Annotated in this window: 13 protein-coding genes and 1 pseudogene; 4 read left to right on the forward strand and 10 right to left on the reverse strand. The window is 69.0% G+C overall.

The genetic code is table 11. The annotated features are described in order from the left end of the window. Positions 1-364 precede the first annotated feature (364 nt). Positions 365-925: a TetR/AcrR family transcriptional regulator gene (locus ACH4N1_RS31820; RefSeq protein WP_398103170.1), complete on the reverse strand. Its 561-nt coding sequence runs from the start codon at positions 923-925 to the stop codon at positions 365-367. Between the two features lie 113 nt (positions 926-1038). Between ACH4N1_RS31820 and ACH4N1_RS31825 the strand changes: the two are divergent. Beyond that, positions 1039-1761 (forward strand): annotated as a pseudogene (locus ACH4N1_RS31825) (SDR family NAD(P)-dependent oxidoreductase). A gap of 97 nt (positions 1762-1858) precedes the next feature. Beyond that, entirely contained in the window at positions 1859-2695 is an 837-nt protein-coding gene (locus ACH4N1_RS31830) for an SDR family NAD(P)-dependent oxidoreductase (RefSeq protein ID WP_398103173.1), read from the forward strand. Positions 2696-2798: 103 nt separating this feature from the next. On the opposite strand, the gene ACH4N1_RS31835 is transcribed toward ACH4N1_RS31830, so the two are convergent. From ACH4N1_RS31835 to ACH4N1_RS31850, 4 genes are all read right to left on the reverse strand, one after another. Then, complete coding sequence (locus tag ACH4N1_RS31835) at positions 2799-4322, reverse strand: carboxylesterase/lipase family protein (RefSeq protein WP_398103176.1); 1524 nt, start codon at positions 4320-4322, stop codon at positions 2799-2801. A gap of 21 nt (positions 4323-4343) precedes the next feature. Continuing rightward, on the reverse strand, positions 4344-5258 hold the full coding sequence (locus ACH4N1_RS31840) for an MBL fold metallo-hydrolase (protein WP_398103178.1): 915 nt from the start codon (positions 5256-5258) through the stop codon (positions 4344-4346). 25 nt (positions 5259-5283) lie between these two features. Beyond that, entirely contained in the window at positions 5284-5823 is a 540-nt protein-coding gene (locus ACH4N1_RS31845) for an SRPBCC family protein (RefSeq protein WP_398103181.1), read from the reverse strand. A gap of 148 nt (positions 5824-5971) precedes the next feature. After that, complete coding sequence (locus tag ACH4N1_RS31850) at positions 5972-6856, reverse strand: aldo/keto reductase (RefSeq protein ID WP_398103184.1); 885 nt, start codon at positions 6854-6856, stop codon at positions 5972-5974. Between the two features lie 168 nt (positions 6857-7024). On the opposite strand from ACH4N1_RS31850, the gene ACH4N1_RS31855 reads away from it, so the two are divergent. Next, positions 7025-7912, forward strand: coding sequence for a helix-turn-helix domain-containing protein (locus ACH4N1_RS31855; protein WP_398103187.1), 888 nt, complete (start codon positions 7025-7027; stop codon positions 7910-7912). Positions 7913-8134: 222 nt separating this feature from the next. Here the strand turns inward: ACH4N1_RS31855 and ACH4N1_RS31860 are convergent, their stop codons facing one another. The 3 genes from ACH4N1_RS31860 to ACH4N1_RS31870 form a co-directional block, all read right to left on the reverse strand. Beyond that, entirely contained in the window at positions 8135-9100 is a 966-nt protein-coding gene (locus ACH4N1_RS31860) for a hypothetical protein (protein ID WP_398103189.1), read from the reverse strand. Between the two features lie 103 nt (positions 9101-9203). Further along, positions 9204-10040, reverse strand: a complete 837-nt coding sequence (locus ACH4N1_RS31865; protein ID WP_398103192.1) for an alpha/beta fold hydrolase — start codon at positions 10038-10040, stop codon at positions 9204-9206. Between the two features lie 383 nt (positions 10041-10423). Continuing rightward, positions 10424-11539 (reverse strand): ROK family protein, encoded by a 1116-nt coding sequence (locus tag ACH4N1_RS31870; protein WP_398103195.1) that lies wholly within the window; start codon positions 11537-11539, stop codon positions 10424-10426. A 121-nt stretch (positions 11540-11660) separates the two neighbouring features. Between ACH4N1_RS31870 and ACH4N1_RS31875 the strand changes: the two genes are divergently transcribed. After that, positions 11661-11987, forward strand: coding sequence for an MFS transporter (locus ACH4N1_RS31875; protein ID WP_398103342.1), 327 nt, complete (start codon positions 11661-11663; stop codon positions 11985-11987). 466 nt (positions 11988-12453) lie between these two features. Here the strand turns inward: ACH4N1_RS31875 and ACH4N1_RS31880 are convergent, their stop codons facing one another. Both ACH4N1_RS31880 and ACH4N1_RS31885 read right to left on the reverse strand, forming a co-directional pair. Beyond that, positions 12454-13602, reverse strand: coding sequence for an FAD-dependent monooxygenase (locus ACH4N1_RS31880; protein ID WP_398103198.1), 1149 nt, complete (start codon positions 13600-13602; stop codon positions 12454-12456). A 90-nt stretch (positions 13603-13692) separates the two neighbouring features. Beyond that, entirely contained in the window at positions 13693-14727 is a 1035-nt protein-coding gene (locus tag ACH4N1_RS31885; protein WP_398103201.1) for an LLM class flavin-dependent oxidoreductase, read from the reverse strand. Positions 14728-14837 lie beyond the last annotated feature (110 nt).

The raw sequence follows: 14837 nt of genomic DNA on the forward strand, positions 1-14837 counted from the left end.
ACCCGCTACGACAAGACCGCCGAGTCCTACCAAGCAGCCGTCACCCTCGCATCGCTCCTGATGTGGGCGTGACATTTGAAGACACCGCCTAGCGCGAGTCGCACAGGGCAGGGGCCTCTCGGAAGTGCCTCGCACAGGATGCAGGTTCCGAGAGGCCTCTTGCGAACGACGACCCGTGGAAACGTGATCACGGAGGGATCGTCGCGGAACTCCCGCAGACCGGTCATGTGCGGGAGTCACCGGGCGCGACGATCACCACTTCGTGCTACGCGGTGCTGCGTCGGGAGAGCGTGGCGGACTCCGGAAGCCCCAGGGTCCGCCGATGTCGCGGTCGGGCCCGCACCGGGAGGGCGGGTGCCGAGGTTCATTCGCGGCGTTGGCCGCGCAGTCCGTCGAGGGTGAACCCCAGCATTCTGCTCCGGGCCTCGGGGGCGGCGTGCGCAACGCCGATCATGGAAAGCAGTAGAGGGTGCAGGTCGTCGGGACCGAAGTCCGCTCGCAGGGCGCCGTCGCGGCGCGCTTCCTCGATCAGGCGAAAGCCTCGCTCCAACCCCTGTCGGCAGACCTCGTGCACAGACGGGGTCGGCTCCGAGCACCCGGTGAGCGCCTCGCGCAGAACCGCGTCGCTGCTGCCCAGCATGCTCAGCCCTTCGACGTATGCGGTGAAGCGACCCCAGGCGGTCTCCTCACCTTCTGCGGCGTCGATGACCGCGCTGACCTTCTCGGCCGCCACCTGCGGGGCGACGGCGTCGACAAGCCCGGCACGCCCGCCGAAGCGGTGGTAGATGGTGCCCGGGCTGACCCCGGCGCGCCGGGCGATCTCCTCCAGTGGACAGTCCAGTCCCTGCTCGGCGAACAGTTCGACGGCCGCGACGGTGATCTTCTCGATGCTGCGCCTGGCGTCGCTCCGCACGGTCGTCGTCACGTCCCCATCCTCGGCTCCCACACCGCCGCCATAATTTGACGGCACCATCAGGATAACTTACGGTCCGATCCGGAGATAACTTGATGGGCTCCTCAAATTAGGTGGTGCAGGTTATGGCGGAGACGATCGCTGTCTTTGGAGCCGGTTCGGGGCTGGGCGTGGCGACTGCCCGGCGGTTCGGCCATGAGGGGTACCGGGTGGCGCTCGTCGCCCGCCGCCCCGAGCCGCTTGCCGAGCTGGCGGCGCAGCTCGGCAAGGAGGGGATCGAGGCCTAGCCCTTCACCGCGGACCTTTCCGACCCGGCCACGGCGCCCGCGCTCCTGGCGCGGATCACCGCCCGCTTCGGCCGCGTCGACGCCGTGGAGTACGCTCCGGTCGGCTCCATGGCCCAGTTCATGCGGCCGGCGTCGCAGATGAGCGCCGAGTTCCTGCAGAGGCACGTCGACCTGCTACTGAACACTCCGGTCGAGATCGTGCGCGCCCTCGCCCCGCAGATGGCCGAGCGGGGAGACGGCTGCTTCCTGTTCGGCCTGGGATCCTCCGCCCTCGACGCCTCGGTCACGCCCGGCATGAGCGGCGCCCCCAGTGTCGCTGCCGCCACCCGGCACTGGGTGCACGCCCTGTACCAGGACCTCGCCGGCAAGGGCGTCTACGTTGGCCTGCTCCTGGTGGCGGCAGTCGTCGACGGCAGCCATGGACAACGCGAGGCCGTCCGGCTCGGCGTCGACCTGAGCGCCATCTCCACCGTCTCGCCGGCCGACCTCGCCGACGTCCACTTCGACCTGTTCACCGCGCGCGACCGCGTAGAACAGATCGCCCCGCACGGCGCCTCCTGACTGGCCCCCGGCATGGCCCTCGGCGTGGTCCCGGGCTCCCGGGCCAGACGACCGCACCGGGGCAGCGCGCTCAGTATCCCCGACCCCAGGAGCACACGTGGAAGCGAAGACCATCGTCATCACCGGCGCGAGCGACGGCGTCGGCGCCGAGGCCGTCCGTCAGTTGCATCACCACGGCCACCAAGTCGTCGTGGTCGGACGCTCCGCCGGCAAGACGAACGCCGTCGGCGACGAACTCGGCGCCGACCGCCACATCGCAGACTTTTCCCGCCTCGCCGACGTCCGCCGCCTCGCCGCCGACCTGCGCGCCGCCCACCCCCGCATCGACGTCCTGGCCAACAACGCCGGCGGTATCTTCGGCGACCGCATCAGGACGGGAGACGGATTCGACCTGACCTTCCAGGTCAACCACCTCGCCCCCTTCCTCCTCACCCACCTTCTCCTGGACACCCTCACCACCAGCAGGGCATCGGTCATCCAGACCTCCAGTGCCGGCGCACGCCTGTTCGACAACATCACCTTCGACGACCTCGCACACGACCGGGACTTCACCCCTCAGCGCGCCTACGGCACCGCCAAGCTGGACAACATCCTCTTCACCCAGGAGCTGCACCGCCGCTTCCACGACCAGGGCATCTCCGCGGCCGCCTTCCACCCCGGCACCGTCGCCTCCAACTTCGCCTCCAGCTCTGGCAACTTCGTGCAGCGCCTGTACGGCAGCCGCCTCACCCGACTGCTGATGACCACACCGCAGAAGGCCGCCGGGCAGCTTGTGTGGCTCGCCGAGGGCCGACCCGGCACCGACTGGGAATCCGGCGTCTACTACGAAAGGCGCAAACCCGCCAAGCGCACCCACCCACAGACGCGCGACTCGAACGTCGCCCGGCAACTGTGGGACGAAAGCGAGCGCATGCTGAAACTCCCCAAGGGATAACCGCCGGTCCCAGCTCGACACTGCGCCGGTCCGCACGGCGCCTGGCAACGGGAGTGTCCAATCAACAGATCCGCCGTTGGTTGGACACTCCCGGCAGCGCACCTCATGAAGGGTGGCGACCCATGTGCGCGTCGGGTCGGGTCCACGCCTGTCGTTCCTGGCCGCGAGGGTCGTCGTTCTGGGTCCACTCCGTGTCGATACGCATGGTGGTCCGGCGCTCGGGGTCGTACGGGTCCCACCCGGGATCGCCGGTCGAGGCGAACCGGATCCATGCCTCGTGGACGCGGGTGGCAAGGCCCGAGGGTGGCTTGTCGGGGCCGAGCAGGGCATGGGCACCGCGCAACCGCGGCAGGTGCGTGAGATCGAAGACGAAGGGCAGCTCCACCGCGTGGGTGGCCCCAAGCTCGCCGTCCAGAGCGTGCGAACGCCACGCGAACTCATAGCCGAAAGTGGCGGATCCGGACCGGCCGGCGTGGGCGTCCGCCAGGGCCCGGCTGCCCGCGCCGAACAGCGCGTCGCCCATGATGGCGGACCGCAGCTCGCCGAAGGTCGCTCCCGGGCGGGTCCTTCGGTACGTGTCCACGAGTCGGGCCGGATCGTGATGGGCACGTACCGCGGCGGTTTCAACGTCCTCGCTCGTCGAGGTGGCGTAGGCACCCACCGGGACCAGGTAGAGGTTGCCCTCCTCCGTATTGGTCCCGACGAGTAGGTCGACGTCGGCGCCGAGGCCCGCGGCGACGGTTTCGGCGGGCTGGGTGTCCAGGACCAGGCTGAAGGGGCTGAGCCCGACCAGCGGGTCGTGGTGGGTCGCTGTCCGCAGGTCTATGCCGGCGAGTGCGGAGGCCGCCTCGACCAGGCGGTCGTCCGGCATCTTGGCGAAGGCGTCGACGTGCGGCTCGATGTTCAGGTGCCGGGCCGCGGCCCCGGTGACGCGGGCGGCCTGCTCGGTCGTGAACGCGCCCAGGCCGTTGCCGCTCTGGACGATCGCCCGGCGGAAGAGGCCCGCGGCCTCCGGAGTGGCCAGGACCCCGCCGACGACGGTCGCTCCGGCCGACTGGCCGAAGAGAGTGACGTTGTGCGGGGAACCACCGAAGGCGGCGATGTTGTCCTGCACCCAGCGCAGCGCGGCTACGACGTCGAGCAGGCCGCGGTTCGCGGGTGCTCCGGGAATGTCCAGGAACCCCCCTATGCCGAGGCGGTAGTTGAGGGTGACGAGGACGACACCGTCGCGGGCGAAGGCGGATCCGTCATACAGCGCGGACCGTGTCGACCCCGCGACGAATCCACCGCCGTGGACGAACACCATGACGGGCAGGTCACCGTCCGCGGCGGCGGGTGTCCAGACGTTGACCGTGAGGTAGTCCTCCCCGCGGCTCCAGCCGTCTCCGAAGTAGGGGGACATGTCCACGCTGCCGAGCCTGCGTTCGGACTGCGGCGCGTTGGGACCCGGCGCCGTGGCGTCCCGTACGCCGTCCCACGGTTCGTGCGGTTGCGGCGGCGCGAACCGGCCGGCGCCACGGGGCGGAGCGGCGTAGGGGATGTTCAGGAAGGCGGTGGTGCCGCCCTGGCGCAGGCCGCGGACGGATCCCCGCGTCGTGGTCACGACGGGGTCGATGCGAGGGTTCACTGATGTGCCTCTCCGCAGGGCTCAGCCCTGCTCGGTGTACGGGGCGAAAGGGGCCCAGCCCCTGATGGCGAACCTGCTGCCGTCGCGCTCCACTTCCGCGGCGCCGTGGCCGCCCAGGTGCGCTGGAACGACGAGGGCGTTGTTGTCCGCCGCCCAGCCCAGTACCTTGCGGCGGGTGGCGCGCGCCTGCGCGGGGTCCTCGCAGAAGCAGCTGTTGGAGTCCGGTTCGAGGATCTGCACCGGACTGTGCAGCAGGTCGCCGACGAAGACCGCCCGGTCCGTCCCGGAAGTGAGGGTGAGTACGGAGGATCCCGGCGTGTGCCCCGGGGCGGTGTCCAGACGCAGACCGGCGTCGATCTGGTGGCTGTCCTCCCACAGCAGGGTCTGGTCGGCCTGGTGCACCGGGGCGACACTGTCCTCGAACACGTTCTGGTTGCCGCGGCCGAGTACGGTCCTGTGGCCGTTCTCCGGGTTCCAGAAGTCGAAGTCGTCCTTCGGCATCAGATAGGTCGCGTTGGGAAAAGTGGGGACCCAGGTACGCCCGTCGAGGCAGGTGTTCCAGCCGACGTGATCGATGTGCAGGTGCGTGTTGATCACGATGTCTACATCCTCGGGACGGACACCGGCGCGGGCGAGGTTGTCGAGGAATCCGGTGCCCATCCGGCTCCACACAGGCGCGTACGGGCGCTCCTTGTGATTGCCCACTCCGGTGTCGACGAGGATGGTCCTGCCCTCGCTGCGCAGCAGCCAGGTCTGGATCGCCGAGTTGACGATGCGGGTGTCGTCGTCCAGGAAGTCCGGGACCAGCATGCCGCGGTTCTCTTCCCATGCCTTCACGGGGCTGTTCGGGAAGAACGTCTCGGGAGTCATGTCCACGGGCCCGGAGTACTCCCAGACGCGGGTGAGTGAGATGTCACCCAAGGTGATGGTGTTCATGGCCGGTCTCCCTTGTGTTGTCTCATCAGGTGTCTTGTCTCATCCGGTCGGTCCGTCCGGTGGGACGGCTGTTGTCGCCTCGCTCCGCAATCCAGCGGGCCAGGGCGAGGAGGGTGTGCTCGACGCTGGTGGCCATGTGGTCGCGGAGGGCGTCGAGGTCTCGGCGAGTGTGGCCGAGCACCGGGTCCAGGCGCAGGAGTTGCCAGGACTGCTCCACGACGGTCCCCGTGCCGTCGGCGCGAAAGGTCCAGCGCCATCGGACGATGTCGTCGACGACGAAGGCGAAGGCCTTGCCGGGCAGGCACTCGACGACCTGGGAGCGGCTGCTCCACTCACGCTCGCCCCTGCGGTTGCGTCCCTGGAAGCGAGCGCCCGGCCAGGGGCCGTCACCGTCGTCGTAGGCGACGTCGTGAGCGCTGGGGCTCCACGTGCTGATCATCGAGACATCGCTGATCAGCTCGAACAGGGTCGCCGGGGCAGCGTGGGCCCACGTGCTGCGGGTGAACGCGTACTCGGCCGCCTCGGGCGCGGGGGCGGAGTCGGTCCGGTGTGCGGTGGTGTGCAAGGTCTGCTCCTGGGTCGGACGGTCGGCGGACAGTCGCTCGGGGGGGCTGGAGGCTGCGCGGGCCGGGGAGCCGCCCAGGGCTCCGGTCCGCTGCCTGTGGCGCGGCCGACGGGCGGCCGGGCGGCCGGGCGGCCGGGACACGGTCGCGTCAGGCCGTCACCGCGCGGTTCAGTGCTTCGATGTCGGCCGCGCCGAGGCGGACGGAGGCGGCGGCGATGTTCTCCTCCAGGTGGGCCACCTGCGAGGTGCCCGGGATCGGCAGCACGTTCGGAGCCCTGTGCAGCAGCCAGGCCAGAGCCAGTTGTGCGGGACTGGCGTCGTATTCCTTGGCCAGGGCGTCCAGCGGGCCGCCCGGCGCCGCAAGTCGGCCGGTGGCGACGGGGAACCAGGGGATGAAGGCGATGTTCTCGCGGGTCGTGTGGTCCAGGACGTCCTGGGCGGAGCGTTCGACCAGGTTGTACATGTTCTGGACCGACACGATGTCCACCACGAGGCGGGCGCGCTCGATCTCCTCCACGCTCACCTCGGACAGCCCGATGTGCCGGATCTTGCCCTCCTGCTGCAACTGACGCAGCTCGCCGAGCGATTCCTCCAGCGGGACGGCGGGGTCGACACGGTGCAGCTGGTAGAGATCGATCCGCTCCAACCTCAGGTGGCGCAGGGAGAGTTCGAGCGCGTGCCGCAGGTACTCCGGGCGTCCCACCGGCTGCCACTCACCGGGACGGGGACGCACCACGCCGCCCTTCGTCGCGATGACGAGATCGTCGCGGTAGGGGCGCACGGCCTTGGCGATGAGCTGTTCGGCGTGGAAGGGGCCATACGCGTCGGCGGTGTCGATCAGGTTGACTCCGAGTTCGACGGCCCGGCGCAGTACCCGCACGGCCTCGGCCTCGTCGCGGGCCGGGCCCCAGTACCCCGGGCCGATGATCTGCATCGTGCCGTAACCGAGCCGGTTGACTTCGAGATCACCGCCGATGCGGAAGCTCCCGGAGGGCGCGGTGGACAAAGCGGCGGCATCGGAGAGCTCAGTCATGTGGTCGTCCTCACGAGACGTACGTGGCGACGGGGCGTGCCCTCCGTCGCCAGGGGTGAACGGTGCTGAACCCATGTCAGCGGCATCGCGGCGGCCGAGCCAGACCGGGCCGTGCCTACCCCTGAGCGGGGCAGGTTGCCGGTCGGCGGGGCTCGCATACTGGGTCTCGTGAGCGGACAGCGAGAACTCGGGAACTTCCTGCAGACCCGGCGGGCTCAGCTGCGTCCCGAGGACGTCGGCCTGCCGGACTACGGTGACCGGCGCCGGGTACCCGGCCTGCGCCGTGAGGAACTGGCACTGCTGGCCGGCGTGAGCTCCTCGTACTACACGCGTCTGGAACAGGGCCAGTCCGTGGGCGCCTCACCGGAGGTCCTCGACGCCATCGCCAGGGCGCTGCACCTGGATGGGGCCGAGCAGCGTCACCTCCACGACCTGGCGGGCAGCGTGAAGCGGCGCACGGTCGTCCACCGCCCGCCCGCCGAGCACGTCGACGCGACGACCTTCAACCTGCTGGAGGCCTTCGGTGACGTTCCGGCCCTGGTCAGCGGGCGGCGCAGTGACGTACTGGCCTGGAACCGGATGGGACACGCACTGTTCGCCTCCCACATCGACCCGGCCGGCCCGGCGGATCCCGGCAACCGCCCCAACCTGGCCCGCCTGATCTTCCTCGACCCCCACACCCGCGCCCTCTACGCCGACTGGCCGGGCAAGGCGAGGGCTGTCGTCGAGAACCTTCGTATGACGGCCGGCCGGCACCCCGACGACGCGCTGCTCACCTCGCTCGTCGGCGAGTTGACCATGATGAGTCAGGAGTTCGCGGCCATGTGGGCCGACCACGGTGTCAGCCCCTGCGACTCCACCGTGTACGAGATGCACCACCCGCTGGTCGGCAGCCTCACCGTGACGCAGCAGAGCCTGCGGCCTCCGCAGGACGAGGAACGGCACATCGTGCTCGCCGTCGCCGCACCCGGCTCCCCCTCGCAGGCCGCACTCCACCTCCTCGCCCAGGCGACAGCCCCATCGACCCGTCTGGAACGCCCTGCGGACCACGTCTGAAGCTGCGCTCGCGTCGCCGCATCGCGCATCCCCGTCAGGCCTCTTCTTCACAGACCGGGTACCGAACCGGTCGGTGAAGAAGAGGCCTGTGCTCTGCCGCTCGCGTAGCTGTTCACGTGCGCCGAGCGGCCTCGGGCGTGGCGGTGTCAGCCGCCAAAATGATCACCGACAACGGAGCCGTGCCCCGCGCGGTCTGCACCGCACGGGGCACGGCTCGCCGTGTCAGTGCCGGGCCAGGTGAGCCAGCAGCAGGTTCGGGTCGCTCTGCGTCGTGTACGCGGCGCTCGGTACGTAGACCTTGGTGCCACGGATCGCGACCGACGTGGGATTGGACAGACCGTCGGCCCGGGTCAGTACGACCCTGCGGGCTCCCTTGCCGTCGGCCAGCACCACCGTGTTCTCCGTGACGAGGCTCGCCAGGAACTCGTCGCCCCTGCCGGTGAACTCGAAGTCGTCGATGCCGGTCAGCCCGTCGGCGAAGGTCGTGAACGTACCGGCGCGGGGTCCTCGCAGCGGCGTACGGGAAACAGTGCCCTTGTCGGTGTTGGACACGTACAGGTCCCCGTTACGGATCTTGGCTCCGTTCACGCCGAAGAAGCCGGCGGGGGCAAGGGCCTCGCTGTCGCTGAAGAGGGTGGCCCGTCCGGCCGCGGGGCCCCTGGTGGGCACCGTGTAGACGGTGCCCTTCGCGGACTCGGTGATGTAGAGCGTGCCGGTCCCGGGGTCCATGACCAGGCCGTTGGGAAGGCCGTCGGGGGGCAGGTCGGCGAACTTCCGGGGTTCACGCCCTTCGGTGAAGCTCCAGACACCGGTTTCCGCCTCGGTGCCGGTTGCGTACAGGACATAGAACGTGTGACCTTGACGGGCCAGACCAGTCGTCAGCGGAAATCCCAGCAGCGGCGTCTTGGCCGTGGCGTCCGCGGGAGCCGGCAGAGTGGCTAGCACCTCGGTCCTGCCCGCCGCCGTGATGCGGGCCACCTGCCGGGCTCCGGCGAAGGTGACGACGACACTGCCGTGCCGGTCGAGCACGATGTTCTCTGGCATCTGGCCTGTCTGCAGGTCCAGATGGAGCACGGAGGACCTGCCGCCCCGTGGCGTCGCGGCTTCGGCCGTACCCACGGTGAGCGTGCCCAGGAGCGCCGAGGCGACAGACGCCCCGACGATGATGCGGTGCAATCGAGTACGCATGACTTCTTTCTTGGTTCTCTGCGCGAGCGGGCAGTCGGAAGTACGTGGTCGTGGGCGGCGTCCGCTCGTGAGGCACGGGCGGACGCCTTCACCGAGGCGCGTGTCAGCCGGTCGCCCGTGCCGCTTGTGTGATCAGACGGGCCACGGCCCCGGGGTGGGCGACGGGAGCGGCGTGGGACGACTTGATCTCCACGATCGAGGCCCCGGCACGCTTCGCCATGAAACGCTGGGTCTCCGGCGAAAGGGATTGGTCGTCCTGAGTCACCAGGTACCACGAAGGAATGTCTCGCCAGGCGGCCTTCTGCGTGGTCCCGGTCAACGCCTCAGCCGCCGCAGGTCGCTGGACGGCCGCCAGGACCGCGGTCCGCTCGGCGGATACGTCAGCGGCGAAGATCTCGCGGAACCTCGCGGGGTCCAGATAGATGTCGCTGCTTGCGGTCCCGTCCGGCAGGACGGTCGGCACCGTCACGGTGGGCAGCTCGGGAAGGGGCTTGCTCACCGGCCGGGACGCCAGCTCACCCAGGCTCTCTCCCTCGGCCGGAACGAACCCCGCGATGTACACGAGGGCCTTGACCACCGGAAGGCCGGCAGCGGCGTCAGTGATGACGTTGCCGCCGTAGGAATGCGCCACCAGCACGACGGGACCGTCTGTAGCGGCGAGGAAGGCACGCACGCCGGCCGCGTCGGTCCGAGGCCCGCGCAGCATGTTGGGTATCGCTCGCACGGTGTACCCCTGGCGCTGCAGAGTGCCGATGACGCCGGACCAGCTCGACGCGTCGGCCCAGGCGCCATGCACGAGGACGATCGTCGGAAGGGGCCCGCGACGACCTCGGCCGGTCGTCTCCCCTCTGGCGGTGACCGGGACGGAGGCCACGCCGGCGGCGGCGACGGCCGCGGACGCGCCCACCATGACGGATCGGCGGCTCAGCCGATGTTTCACGTTGTCTCCAGGATTGGACGATGGGGATGGAGTACCTGCCAACCGGCACGGCGAAGCAGGTATGACCGCCTCGATGCGGTCCTTCGTCGACCCGCTCAGCCCGTGCCGTCGGCCGTTGCACTCATCCTGGAGCCGGGTACTCCGGGCAACCAGACCCGCTGCCGCCTACCCCCGGCATGATCAGGCAGGACATCGCCCTGTGCGGTTGGGAGTGGCAGGGCCGTTGGAGAACAGGCCTGACCCGCCACAGCGCGCGACCTTCCGCCTGATCCTGTTGAAGGCCTTAACCACGGTGGTCCCGCGGTGATCCCGCGGTGGTCGCCATCCATCTGGGCGGTTGCTTCACCGTGGGACGGGCGACTGTCCCTGGACGACATGACGTCTCATGTTCGCGGGTGCCTGCGGGACGTGGTTGGAGCGGGTACGCCGTGCCGCAGGTTGACCACCTGCATGGCTGCTCCGGCCGCGATCACGTCGGTGCCCAGGGTGGTCAGCGTGACGTCGACATCGAGCCAGTCGGCCCCCGGGAGCTGGGTTTCCACGGCTCGTTCGACGGCCCTGAGATAGAGGTCACCGTGGCACAGCAGATCCGCGCCGGCGAGGATGATGTGGCCGAGGTCGAGAGTCTGGATCAGATTCACCACACCGGTGGCGAGAACGTCCGCGGCTGAGGCGGGGTCGGCGGCCCGCTCGTGGACGACCTCCAGGCAGCCGTGCCGGCCGCAGACGCACAGCGGTCCGCCAAGCTGAATGACGGTGTGTCCGAACTCGCTGGCGTTGGTGTGGGCGCCGCGGTGTGCCGTGCCGTTCAGCCACAGTCCGGCGCCGACGCCGGCTTCGACCAGGATCAGTGCCGCGTCGCGGAAGCCGGCGCCACGGAGCCAGGCTTCGGCGGTCACTCCGGCGGTGACGTCCTTGTCCACGACCACGGGCAGTCCGAGCTCGGATGCGGCGAGCTCCGCCAGCGGGACATCGTGCCAGTGATGAAGGCGGTGCGCGTCGCGGATCCTGCCGCCGGCCTGCTCAAGCGGTCCCATCATGCCGATGCCCAGCCCGATCAGTTCACGGGCGACAACAGTCTCCGCCTTGATCCGTTCCAGCCGGTGCTCGTCGATCATCCGGCCAACGCCGGGCACGAGGAGATTCAGCAACTGTTCCGGGGTGAAGTCGGCCGGCAGTGGCGTAGTGGTGGAGGCGTGGACCACGCCGGCCAGATCGACCAGGACCAGGCGCAGCTCCCGGCGAGTGACGTGGGCGCCGACGGCCCAGCGACGGTCGGGCACCAGCCGGTACACAGCGGCCGGTTTGCCGAGGCGGGGGCGGCGCACTCCGGCCGGTGCGATCACGCCTTCCTCGACCATGCGTGCCAGCACGTTGGAGACGGCCTGTGGTGTCAGGCCGGTGAGATCGGCGATCGTACCGCGTTCGATCGTCGGCGTGGTCCGCGCCAGGGCCAGGACGAGTGACTCGTGGTAGTCCCGCAGGAAACTCTGCTGCACGAGGACACCGTACAAGTAATGCAAAAGCTTTGCGGAACCGCTTCTACTAACGCAAGAGCCTTGCTAAAGTCGCCGTCATGGCTGCTAATCCGCCCGCCGCCCTTGGCCGGCACTGCTGGCGCTGACTCTCGGTGCGGTCGCGATCGGTCTGACCGAGTTCGTACCGGCCGGACTGCTGCCGCAGATCGCCGACGGAATGCTGGGTGCCGAGTACGTCGGCTCGCACTCCCGGGCAGAGGGGCACGCCGGCTGGATGATCACCGCATACGCGCTGGGCGTGGTGGTGGGCGCGCCGCTGATAGCGGCACTCACCGCCCGGATGCCCCGCAAGCGTCTGGTGGTCGGGCTACTGGTGCTGTTCGTGCTCGGCACTCTTGCCTCGGCTACCTCAGTCCCATCGAGTTCGAAGAGAAGCACTACGCCGACCAGGCAGCGGCCGAACCAGTGAACCTGAAACCACGTCAACCCGCCCTGACTGCTAGTCAGCCACTCCCGCGCAGCGGGGGAACCTCAGACCAAGCACACCCCCGTCACGGCACGAGCAGGCTGACACTGTCGACAACACTGGCCGGCTTCCCCCGCCCTCGACCTCAACGGCGCGTCCTCTCCATGGTGCTCCTCCGTGGCAGGGCCTTTACTCACCGTCTCGATCGGCCTGAGGTTCAAAAATTCGACCTGCTGGCTGTCAGCACACTTTTGTGCCCTCTGCCACACATGGCAGGCCCTACGGTCGGCGGCGATCCGGATCGGGCGCCCCTTCTCGTAGGTCAGGGCGAGGAGGGCGGGCTCGCCGCCCGACGTGAGCAGGCGAGCCCGTGGTCGGACCAAATCCCCACGGTGTCGGCGGGTCACCGCACCGACCGCCGAGGGGCCGATCGCCGGCCGGGAGGCGCCGCTCCACCAGTCCCACACGCTCAGACGCGCGTTCTCGGCGTCTCCCGCACGGCCGTGCGCGTGGCGTGGCCCACAGCGCGACCGACGGCATTGCGTACCGCGAGCCCGCGGCGGGTGCGCGGGATCATCAGCGTGGCGATCAGGTTGGTGCGCCGGTGCCGCGGGTCCACCTGACGTCGGTGTTTCGCCTCGTAGACCTGGAAGGCGCGGGCATGGTCGCCGGGATGGTCCGCGAGTGCCTGGGCGAGTGTATGCGCGCCCGCCATCGCCATGCTGGACCCGTCGCCGAGCAGTGCTACGGCGGACGCCGCGTCACCGAGCAGTGCCACCCTGCCGCGCGACCAGGTGTCCACCCGCACGTTGTTCAGCGGGTCGAAGAAGGGCGCCGGATGGTTCCGGTACGCGTCAACCAACTCGGGCACCCGCCAGCCCACTTCGGCGTACGCCTCGGCCACGAGGCGCTTGTGGAGTGCGGTGTCATGGCGGTCGTACCCGACTACACGCGGGCCGCGGAACGTAAACATCGCGAGCGGCTTTCCTCGCGATGGATGTACGGCCAGCATCCGGCCGGGCGCGTTCAGCATGACCATCTCGTGCGGGTCGTCGAGGGCGCCGGGCTCCAAGGGCACTGTCGCTCCGTACATGCCCAGGTCGTTGGTGAACTGCTCCTCTGGTCCGAAGACCAGCCGGCGCACCGTGGAGTGTACGCCGTCCGCACCGATCACCAGGTCGAAGCGGCGTGGCGTGGCGTGGCGGAAGGTGACGTCGATACCCGACTCGTCCTGCGCGATGGCCGTGATCGTCTCGTCGAAAAGGAACTCCGCGTCGTCGGCGGCCGTCCGGTGGAGGACCGCCGACAGGTCGGAGCGGGTCAGCTCGACGGACGGTGACCGTTCGGACGTCAGCGGGAGCCGGAGGATCCGCCGGCCGTCGGGGTCGAGGAGGGAGACTGAGGTCGCGTGGGTGGCGACCTCGCGCAGCTGCGGCATGATGCCCATCTTCTCGGCGGCCGGAATCGCCGGCCCCTTGACGACTATGGCGCTGCCGCCGGAGCGTAGTTCTTTGGCCAACTCCACGACTGTGGGCCGGAACCCGTGCCGGGCCAGCCAGTAGGCGAGTGCGGGTCCGGCGATGCCGGCGCCGAGGATCATGACGCGCGGAGGAGCCATGCCAACTACCTTTCAAAATAAACGAATGAGGAAATTGAGGAAAGCAAGAGAGCGGTGATATTCACCGAATCATTTTTTACGCGCGCTTCTTCAGCTTTTGGACCAGCCGATGGCCGGTGCGACATGTTCGGCAATGTTGTCCAGTAGCCGGAGGTTCTCGGTGACACCGAGAAGATTGGGGATGGTGACCAACAGGGTGTCGGCGGCGGCGACCGCTTCGTCCTTCCGCAGGTTTTCCACAATGGCGTCGGGCTCACCTATGAAGCTCTTTCCGAAGCGCGATACGGCTCCACCGAGCACGCCGACATGCTCCTGCGACCCGTATACCGCGGATGCGCCGAAAAGGGCGCGGTCGCGCTCGGACACGATGGGCAGGACACTGCGCACCACCGCGACACGGGGTGTTCCGGGATGACCTGCCGCCCGCCAGGTTTCATGGAACACACTGATCTGTTCCGCCTGAAGTTCCGCGAACGGTATTCCGGTGTCCTCGGACAGCAGCGTGCTGCTCAACAGGTGGAGTCCTTGCTCGCCGGCCCACCGCGCACTCTGCCGCGTGGACGACCCCCACCAGATCCGTTGCGGCAGGGTGCGCGATCGCGGTTCGATCGTGAGAGGCACACTCATGCCGGTCTCGACCGGGTCGCTCGCTGCCATGGGGGTTCCCGCGATCGCAGCCCTGAAGCGGTCCGTGTGCTCCCTCGCCATGCCCGGCGCTTTCGGCTCGTCGTCAGGAGAGGGGCGGAAACCGAAGGATTCGTAGCCGCGGAGAGCGGGTTCCTGGGACCCCCTGCTCAGACCGAGTTGCAGACGGCCCCCACTGATGAGATCCGCAGCGGCGGCCAGTTCAGCCATGATGAGCGGGTTCTCATACCGCATGTCTATGACCGCGGTGCCGATCTCGATGCGTTCCGTCCTGACCGCTGTCGCGGACATCAGTGCCCACGGACTGGAGAATTGCTTCTGATAGTGGTGGATCCGGCTCCATGCGCCATCGAAACCAAGTTGCTCGGCACCGACGGCAATGTCGATTCCCTGGGTCAGGGCATCGGCCGCACCACGAGTCCCCGATCCCGGGATGTCCTGGTAGTGGCCGAAGGAGAGAAAACCCAGACGCTTTCGCATGTTCACACCTTTCGCTTTTCACCGGCTGATGACGACGCATTCCGGATGTGCTGCATGGTCACCGTCGACGGGACCGGGGAGATACGCCGTTGCGCGCCGGAATATCCGCC

The organism is Streptomyces sp. NPDC017202 (assembly GCF_044331705.1).
In the GTDB taxonomy this organism is placed as follows: Bacteria; Actinomycetota; Actinomycetes; order Streptomycetales; family Streptomycetaceae; genus Streptomyces.

What these genes read in the sequence shown, in the direction of transcription:
- ACH4N1_RS31840 (WP_398103178.1), bottom strand. Translation starts at nt 5,258, where the DNA reads ATGAACACCATCACCTTGGGTGACATCTCACTCACCCGCGTCTGGGAG.
- ACH4N1_RS31850 (WP_398103184.1), bottom strand. Translation starts at nt 6,856, where the DNA reads ATGACTGAGCTCTCCGATGCCGCCGCTTTGTCCACCGCGCCCTCCGGG.
- ACH4N1_RS31860 (WP_398103189.1), bottom strand. Translation starts at nt 9,100, where the DNA reads ATGCGTACTCGATTGCACCGCATCATCGTCGGGGCGTCTGTCGCCTCG.
- ACH4N1_RS31880 (WP_398103198.1), bottom strand. Translation starts at nt 13,602, where the DNA reads ATGGCTCCTCCGCGCGTCATGATCCTCGGCGCCGGCATCGCCGGACCC.
- ACH4N1_RS31885 (WP_398103201.1), bottom strand. Translation starts at nt 14,727, where the DNA reads ATGCGAAAGCGTCTGGGTTTTCTCTCCTTCGGCCACTACCAGGACATC.